Origin of the sequence: Sulfurovum sp. bin170, assembly GCF_010892395.1 — a bacterium.
Classification (GTDB): Bacteria; Campylobacterota; Campylobacteria; order Campylobacterales; family Sulfurovaceae; genus UBA1140.
Window position 1 is genome coordinate 1 of sequence record NZ_JAACKB010000362.1, and the last position, 1,791, is coordinate 1,791.

The window sequence follows — 1,791 nt, forward strand, 5'->3', positions numbered from 1 at the left end:
AGAGTTCAAAAAAAGTAGACCAAAAGCTCTACTTAGAGACAAACTTCTTATTACACTATTTTTTGAGACTTCAACGCGAACAAGAAGTTCATTTGAGGTAGCAGCTAAGAGACTTGGAGCTTCTATGGTTCACCTTGACCCCTCTAAAAGCTCAACTACCAAAGGTGAGAGTCTCGATGATACCTTTGCAAATCTATGTGCTATGGAGCCTGATGGGGTTATTATCCGTCATGGGTTCAATGCAACACCTCAAAAACTTGCCAACAAAGGTCTGACTCCTGTTATCAATGCAGGGGCGGGGAACTATGCTCACCCTACACAAGCACTACTTGACTACTTTACCATAGTTGAACAATTTGGAGATGTGAGAGGAAAAACCATTGCTATTGTGGGAGATATAGTTAGCTCTCGTGTGGCTAGTTCTGGTATTCGTCTATTTCATCGTATGGGTATGAGAGTCATTTTAGTCGCTCCAAAACCATTTATGCCTGATAATGAGCTAGAGAAGGTGGAGCATCTTGATGAGATTATAGACCAAGTAGATGTAGTGATGAGTCTTAGAGCCCAACTAGAGAGACACAAAGCACCTATCTTTGAAGATTATGAGGAGTATGCAAAGGAGTATTGTATCACAAAAGAGAGATTTGGAGATAGAGATATTTTGCTCCTTCACCCTGGACCTGTAATGCGAAATATTGATATATCTGATGAGATGCTAGAAGACCCAAGGTGCAAAGTCCTAGAGCAGGTCAGAAATGGTGTTTTTGTTCGTATGGCAATTCTGAAAGCTATTCTACTAGATAATTAATGGATAGAATCACTAAACTTGCACAGCAAAGAGTTCCTTTTCTTTTTGTCATCTCATATGATAAAAAAGAGAAATTTGTGCAACCTCTTGATAGTTTAGATGATGATATTTTTTTCAAAATAGGAAAACAGAGAAACTATCCCAAAACATCGGAATCGGAGACTTTAGTCCCGAACACTGCGAGGCTAAAGCCATCGGTTCCTAGTTTGGCAAAAAGCCTACTAAAAAAAAATCCTATAAACTTCGAATCATATAAAAACTCTTTGGAAAAAGTACAAGAGGAGATTCGTGCAGGAAACACATATCTACTTAACCTAACATTTAAAACGCCAATCAAAACCAATCTATCACTTAGAGAGATATTTGGCTATGCAAGAGCAAAATATAAACTCTACTTCAAAAATAAATTTATCTGCTTCTCTCCTGAAAAGTTTATAGAGATAGAGAAAAACACCATATCAACCTACCCAATGAAAGGAACTATAGAAGCCTCTATACCTAATGCCAAAGATAAGATACTAGCCAATGAAAAAGAGTTGGCAGAGCATGTAATGATAGTAGATTTGATGCGTAATGATTTGGGAATGGTGGCTAATGATGTAAAAGTAGAGAAGTTTAGATATGTGGAGAAGATAAAAGCAGGAGACAAAGAGCTATTTCAAGTGAGCTCAAAGATAACAGCAAAACTACCAGAGGATTGGCGTGATAACTTGGGAAATATAGTTCAAACTCTACTACCTGCTGGTTCTATTACAGGAACACCTAAAAAAAGTACCATTAATATTATTGATGATATAGAGGATTATAAGAGAGGATTCTATACAGGTGTTTTTGGTATTTTTGATGGAGAGAATCTATACTCTGCTGTTATGATACGGTTTGTGGAGAAAGATAATGAAGAACTATACTATAAGAGTGGTGGAGGCATCACCATTGATAGTGATGCCAAAAGTGAATATAGTGAAATTATAGATAAAATTTAT

At 36.9% G+C, this 1,791-nt stretch carries 2 protein-coding genes; both read left to right on the top strand.

Annotation, left to right across the window (positions count from 1 at the left end):
* Positions 1-808 (top strand): aspartate carbamoyltransferase catalytic subunit (locus tag GSY74_RS08690; RefSeq protein ID WP_164664713.1); only part of this gene is annotated, 808 nt, incomplete at its 5' end.
* Positions 808-1,791 (top strand): aminodeoxychorismate synthase component I (locus GSY74_RS08695; protein WP_164664714.1); only part of this gene is annotated, 984 nt, incomplete at its 3' end. The genes GSY74_RS08690 and GSY74_RS08695, both read left to right, overlap by 1 nt.